Annotated in this window: 8 protein-coding genes; 3 read left to right on the top strand and 5 right to left on the bottom strand. The window is 49.7% G+C overall.

What is annotated here, in order from left to right:
- Positions 1–520: multicopper oxidase domain-containing protein (locus tag QQ91_RS04780; protein ID WP_166283936.1), on the top strand; the 520-nt coding region annotated here is incomplete at its 5' end.
- Positions 521–1876 (top strand): copper resistance protein B, encoded by a 1356-nt coding sequence (locus tag QQ91_RS04775; protein ID WP_201277525.1) that lies wholly within the window; start codon positions 521–523, stop codon positions 1874–1876.
- 296 nt (positions 1877–2172) lie between these two features.
- Here the strand turns inward: QQ91_RS04775 and QQ91_RS04770 are convergent, their stop codons facing one another.
- On the bottom strand, positions 2173–2448 hold the full coding sequence (locus QQ91_RS04770; RefSeq protein ID WP_044151671.1) for a thioredoxin family protein: 276 nt from the start codon (positions 2446–2448) through the stop codon (positions 2173–2175).
- Between the two features lie 333 nt (positions 2449–2781).
- On the opposite strand from QQ91_RS04770, the gene QQ91_RS04765 reads away from it, so the two are divergent.
- Positions 2782–2919 carry a hypothetical protein gene (locus QQ91_RS04765; RefSeq protein WP_166283934.1) on the top strand — a complete coding sequence of 46 codons (138 nt, stop codon included), beginning with the start codon at positions 2782–2784 and terminating at the stop codon, positions 2917–2919.
- 244 nt (positions 2920–3163) lie between these two features.
- On the opposite strand, the gene QQ91_RS04760 is transcribed toward QQ91_RS04765, so the two are convergent.
- The 4 genes from QQ91_RS04760 to xrt form a co-directional block, all read right to left on the bottom strand.
- Complete coding sequence (locus QQ91_RS04760; RefSeq protein ID WP_039728185.1) at positions 3164–3769, bottom strand: thioredoxin-like domain-containing protein; 606 nt, start codon at positions 3767–3769, stop codon at positions 3164–3166.
- 49 nt (positions 3770–3818) lie between these two features.
- On the bottom strand, positions 3819–4661 hold the full coding sequence (gene lgt, locus QQ91_RS04755) for a prolipoprotein diacylglyceryl transferase (RefSeq protein ID WP_039728184.1): 843 nt from the start codon (positions 4659–4661) through the stop codon (positions 3819–3821).
- 14 nt (positions 4662–4675) lie between these two features.
- Positions 4676–5188: a DUF411 domain-containing protein gene (locus QQ91_RS04750; protein WP_039728183.1), complete on the bottom strand. Its 513-nt coding sequence runs from the start codon at positions 5186–5188 to the stop codon at positions 4676–4678.
- 96 nt (positions 5189–5284) lie between these two features.
- Positions 5285–5982, bottom strand: a 698-nt coding sequence (xrt, locus tag QQ91_RS04745; RefSeq protein WP_166283932.1) for an exosortase, incomplete at its 5' end; no start/stop codon positions are given.

Genomic DNA, 5982 nt, shown 5'->3' with positions numbered 1-5982 from the left:
TAGCCATGGTGCGGGAAATTCTGGCGTTCCTATGATGGTAGGAAGTCGTATGCATGAACCAGGGACAGGTCTAGAAAATACTGGAACTCGTGTTTTGGTTTACACCGACTTGCGCAGCATCAACCCAGGATACGACCAGCGATCGCCAGAGCGAGAACTAGAGTTGCACCTTACCGGCAACATGGAGCGATACATGTGGTCTTTTGACGGTAAAAAATATTCTGAAGAGAAAGAACTTACCTTCTACAACGGCGAACGCCTACGGCTAGTATTTGTGAATGACACCATGATGGAACACCCCATTCACCTACATGGAATGTGGATGGAAGTAGATAATGGTGCAGGGGAATACAAACCTCGCAAGCATACTATTAACGTTAAACCAGCCGAAAGACTTCCCGTAGAAATTAATGTCGATGCCCCCGGTAGATGGGCTTTTCACTGCCATCTGCTTTATCACATGGAAGTTGGCATGTTCCGCACCGTAGCGGTTATTGACCCTTTATCGGAGGTGCGTTAGATGCGGAACATATTTCAACGGAAATTATTTTTGGTTCTGGCTACATCAATTGGACTTGCAGGTATCGTAGACTTATCGCTTCAAATCGTAAAAGGCAAAAGTGCCAGAGCTGCCATGCCCCACGACATGAGCGGCGATGCACCCATAAGTCACGACACAGGCGGCATGAGTAGCGATGCCTCAGTGAATCACGACATGGGTGGCATGAATGGCGACAGTGCGATGCCCGACAACATGGGCAAACCTGCTGTTTCAGAGAAACCGGACACGAGTGCGGCAGCTGCCATGCCTCACGATATGAGCCGTACAACCGCTATGACCGGCCACGATTCAATGAACCACGATATGAGTGGTATCTCGCCCATGGGCCATGATATGGACAACATGGATGAGGATGTTCCAATGGGACACGATATGTCTTATCCGGCTACTGCCTCAACGGAACCTAATGGCTTCCCTAAAGAGCCTCAATCAGAAGATGTCGGTGCAACAATAACGACCTTTGCTGAGCAGCCCGAAATGCTCAGTACCAATCAGTTTTCTACAGTACCCGCCGTTGAGCAATCTCAACCAGTATTGGAAGGAAGCACAAATGAAGCTTCAGATGTTCAAGTATTAGAAGCTGATAGTGCTTCACAGCAACTTCTACCCTTGGGACAATCTGATGTTCCAGAAGTCAACAGAGACGAATGGCCTGAGCCTGTAGAAGATAGTCAAATTTTCTCATACTTTTTAATCGATCAGCTGGAATACCGACTAAACGAGGAGGAAGATACGTTTAACTGGAATGGTATTGGTTGGATTGGGGGTGACTATCAAAGACTCTGGATCAAAACAGAGGGAGATGTCGGCTTGAATAGTGACGACAGCGAGGCAGAGCTACAGCTTCTATATGGCAGGCTAATTGCTCCTTTTTGGGATTTTCAAGCAGGGATTCGATACGACCAGGTGTATAGTTCTGAAGGTGGGCCTGGACGTGCATTTGGAGTGGTTGGGGTTCAAGGATTAGCGCCTAATCTTTTTGAAATAGAGGGTGCTTTATTCGTTAGTCAAGAAGGAGACGTTTCGGCCAGGTTTGCTGCTGAGTATCCGTTACTTTTGACCCAGCGACTCATCCTGCAACCCGAGTTTGAAACCAACATCGCTATCCAGCAGGTAGAAGAGTTTGGCGTTGGTTCAGGTCTTAATGATATTGAATTAAGTTTACGCTTGCGTTACGAAGTCAATCGCAGATTTGCGCCCTATGTAGGAATTAATTGGACGCAAAAGTTTGGTGAAACAGCAAATCTTGCTAGAGAAGATGGCGAAGAAGTGAGCAACTTCGCTGTCGTGGGGGGGGTTAGATTTCTCTTTTGAGAAGCTCTTTTAAGGGATTCAGCAAGCACTCTTGAGCTCCAGGAGTTTCTTGGATGGAAACTCCATCCGGCTGGTTACGTCATGCTGACTACCCATTTCTAAGCCCATTCTCCTTGAGGGCACCTCAGTTAATTGTCTTATTGAGAATTTTGGCAACCCGAAATCACTGAAGTCTCGTTGTTATTCCCAATAAGGTTTGTATTTTCCGAGGTGCCCTTAATCGTAGTTATGTGATGAGTCAGTCAGCGCTTCACACTTTCCCCTGGAAACGTTTGTTGCTGTTGGCTGTAGGTTCTCTACCCTCGACCAACACCGGCTGCCACCAGGAATTCTCGGGAAACGGGCTGCTGTGTTTGGCAGCATCCGGCCAAGGTACCGTTAACCACAACTGCAGGTACCCGGTGGATGCTGTATTGGGTTAACTTTGCCTCGCCTTCCTCGGTGATGTAGTCGGCCCGCAAATCCCAAACCTGAATGTCACAATTTTCGCAGGCCAAATCCCTCACCAGTTTGACTGTCTCGTCACAAAGGGGACAGCCTGCGGTAAATACTTCAACTGAACGCTTTGTCATTGAAATTACCTCTTTAAGATCATGGCACCAGTCTAGGACTCTACAGCTAGCTGCAATGTCAAGTTTCAATGCGCTGATTGCCAAAGACGAAGGATTGACCTTCTAGGTAACTAGAGCGTTTAACTTGTATCTGGAGGTATGTATGAAGATTACCCCATGGATCGTTTTCAAGATTTGTCAAATCAACAACCTGTCCAAGACCAACGTGGATGGCTATCTTTTGGAATTGGGATTCTCCTTGCGATCACAACTGGTATCCTCCTTCATTGGGTACCGCCTCAACCAAGATTGGATGTGTATGCTTTTGCCTTTGCAGCAATTGGAGCCGTATATGTGGGCTCAGCGTTAGCTGAGAAACGAGGGCGAAGCATTTTTCTAGAAGCGGCGATCGCGATCGCCTGCATTGCCCTATCTCTCTTTGCTCTCTGGGTGTCTCCTCTGGTGCTGATGGTACAGCAGAAGTCGGAATGAAGAAGTCGGAAGTTAGAGTTACAAAGCTTATCTGATGCTGATTTCAGGTATTGGGGGTGACCTGATCAAACTGCGGCTTGCTATAGGCTACCTTCTGCATAGCGTGTGGGACTACTTTCATCATCCCGTGCAAGTCAGTGCGCAGATTACCCAGCGCTGACTTGCACCCTTGTGCGTGGGGCTTGACTGAGCGATCGAGATCGTCATCACCCTCCAATACAGTTTGGAATAAGTCGACCAATGACTACCGCACCGGATTTTCCGGTCCCCGTCCCCGATATTCATCAATAAAGGTGGCAGCAGCTCGCGGATCAAATTCCAGCATGACCAGCTTTTTCGTCCAGGCAGTGAGGACGATTTCTGCGCCCAATCCTGCTTGGGGCACCACAACGATCCCTTCCCAAGGGTCAGAGAACTGGTCTGCCCAGCTCTCTAAAGCTTTCATCGTTTCTGCCTCGGGCTGGTCGTAATAGATAACGATGTTGCCATGCTCCAGCGAATGGACGAGTTGTTCTGGACGCTGCACGTCAGTATAAATCCCTGGCATGACCGGATTTGGATCATGGGGGCCAGAGGTCGGAAAGTCGCTATCGTAATCTACGGCTTCGCCGGGATTAACATGCTGCCGTCCTTGATCGGGAAAGGTTTGCACCGCAGCGAGGGCAGCGGTGCCTGCTTCTGTATTCGGTTCAAAGGCCACCCGCTCGGGTCGATTACGCAATGCCAAGAATGCGATAATGGCGACCATCAGTGCGGTGACGCCAATCGGACCAAAGATAATCGGCCAGACGTTGAAGTGCCGGGTTGTGCGGCGTCGAGATTTACGGCGAGAATTTGTGTGTTCAACCATAGATTGGACGAGAGTGACAGTTTCAAAGAGTTGTCAAAATTGACGCAGGTCAAACGTTTGACCCCTGAGTTGTACTAGGGCGATGGCTAAGGTAGAGACCAATGACGGCACTGATGACTGAGATCGCAGACAAGATGTGTACCACGTTGAACAGTGTGCCAGGAAAGAACCACGAATCCGTCCGCAGAAACTCAATAAAAAAGCGACCGAGTGGATACCAGATTAGATATAGCAGGGCAATATCCCCCTCCTTTAAATCTTTCTGAAACCGTCGCGAAATCCAAAACAGGATGGCAAATCCGAGAAAATTCCAGAGCGATTCATATAGGAAAAGGGGATGAAACCGTGCACTTTCAGGATAGGTACTTAAATCGTTATAGGGCGGGATCCGATGTTGTGGATCAATACGTAAGCCCCAGGGTAGCGTCGTCGGTGGCCCATAGAGTTCCTGGTTGATGAAGTTCCCCCAGCGCCCAATCGCCTGAGCTAGGGGCAATCCTAGAGCGATCGCGTCTAGGTAAGGCAGCGGGTTTAGCTTCCGGATGCGGGTGAACAGCCAGAGCGCAATGCTACCGGCAATGAAGCCGCCAAAAATATGAATACCACCGCCCCAGATTTTGAGAATTTCACCTGGGTTCTGCAAGTAGTAACCAAGGCCAGACTCACCCCGTGGCGACTGAATAAACACATAGTAAAGTCGCGCTCCTAAAAAGCCTGGAATTAGAATCCAGAAGAGCATGTCCCAAAGATTTTCAGAATCCTCTCCTTTACGGGCAACCTCGCGACTAGCTACCAAGGCTGCCGCCAAGATAGCCGTTAGCATCAGCACCCCATACCACCGCAGGGCAAGGGGGCCGATGTGAAAGATGATGGGATCTACAGGGGGGTACATAGGGTCTCGTCAGTCTAAGAGTGCTCTGAAAAAGCCTCAGTCTCACCGGACTCGGTGAAGGAAAATACCGTGTAAGGTTCAACGTAATCACCGGATTCCATACCAGGAGAGCCGATGGGCATACCCGGAACGGCGATACCTGCAACGTCCGGTTTTTCAGTTAGCAGCCGCTGTACATCTTCTGCGGGAATGTGACCTTCAACGACATAGCCATCCACAATCGTGGTGTGACAAGAGGCCAGATTGGCAGGGACGCCGTACTGCTCTTTGATCGCCGTCATCTCTTCCGTCACGTTGTCTTTGACGGTAAAGCCAGCGGCTTCCATGTGCTCAATCCACTGGCCGCAACAGCCACAGGTCGGGCTGCGAAATACCGCGAGTTCCTGGTTAAATGCGACCTGCTCAGCTTTAGTCGGCTGAGTAGAAGATGCACTGTTGTTTGTGACCAGGCTACACCCTGCAAAGGCTAGGCTGCCCGCCATCAAGCCGACGACTAGAAAACGGGTTGCTGCTAATTGACTGCTCATAAATAAATACTTTTTCCAACTCGTTCGGTATAACAGCTTAGCGCTTGGGCAAGGATACAACTTCTGCCAGCACCCTGATAAGGACTCATAATTGACTCAGAAAAAATTGTCTTTCCCTGCGCCACCGGCTGGAGATAGCGTCAACGAATTGGCCATTCGGTCAATCCCGTTCATCAGCAGAACCACACTGAGTAGCAGCAGTGCTGAAAACACATCTCCACCCCAACTCTCGTGAAGCCACTCAAACCAGTCAGTGCGTCCGGTGCCGTGAAAGAACGTCAGCAGGGTGTTGCGAACGATGTTGCCCACCACGCTGATGAGCGCTGCTCCCGCTAGTAGCGCAAGGGTTTTCGGTCGAGAACGTAGGTTGCCCGTCCAATGGAGCATCATCAGAGCGACATATAAGCAGGTCATCAGCATCTTCAGCCCCGCGCAGTAGGGAGCCACCTCGACAATGCGTTCGTTGACTAAGATGTAGATTTGATCGACGCTGACATCCATGCCAATTTGCGTCAACAGAAAGGCCGCGATCGCGGCATTCATGCGCTGTATTGGCATCAGGTAGGGTGCAATGAGGTAAGGCAACTCGGTCGGTGTTGCCAGCAAAACAAACAACAAAGGCCATCTCATCAGCCGCAAACCGCTCAATCCCTTCAGGATTAGAACGACTGCTCCCAGCATGAGGGGAAAAGACAGATTAATGAGATTTTGCACTGGACTGAGATAGAACGTAACCGCTAATGCCAATAGCGATATCCCCAAAAAGCTTCCGCTGCTGGGCAAATTGTGCCGAT

The organism is Lyngbya confervoides BDU141951 (genome assembly GCF_000817775.3).
In the GTDB taxonomy this organism is placed as follows: Bacteria; Cyanobacteriota; Cyanobacteriia; order Thermosynechococcales; family Thermosynechococcaceae; genus Lyngbya; species Lyngbya confervoides.
Note: the sequence above shows the minus strand (reverse complement) of the source record. Positions and strands in the feature narration are given on the sequence as shown.

Bases quoted from the DNA above. Each gene is read 5' to 3' on its own strand.
- QQ91_RS04750 (WP_039728183.1), bottom strand. From the start codon at position 5,188: ATGAGCAGTCAATTAGCAGCAACCCGTTTTCTAGTCGTCGGCTTGATG.
- lgt (WP_039728184.1), bottom strand. From the start codon at position 4,661: ATGTACCCCCCTGTAGATCCCATCATCTTTCACATCGGCCCCCTTGCC.
- QQ91_RS04760 (WP_039728185.1), bottom strand. From the start codon at position 3,769: ATGGTTGAACACACAAATTCTCGCCGTAAATCTCGACGCCGCACAACC.
- QQ91_RS04770 (WP_044151671.1), bottom strand. From the start codon at position 2,448: ATGACAAAGCGTTCAGTTGAAGTATTTACCGCAGGCTGTCCCCTTTGT.
- QQ91_RS04775 (WP_201277525.1), top strand. From the start codon at position 521: ATGCGGAACATATTTCAACGGAAATTATTTTTGGTTCTGGCTACATCA.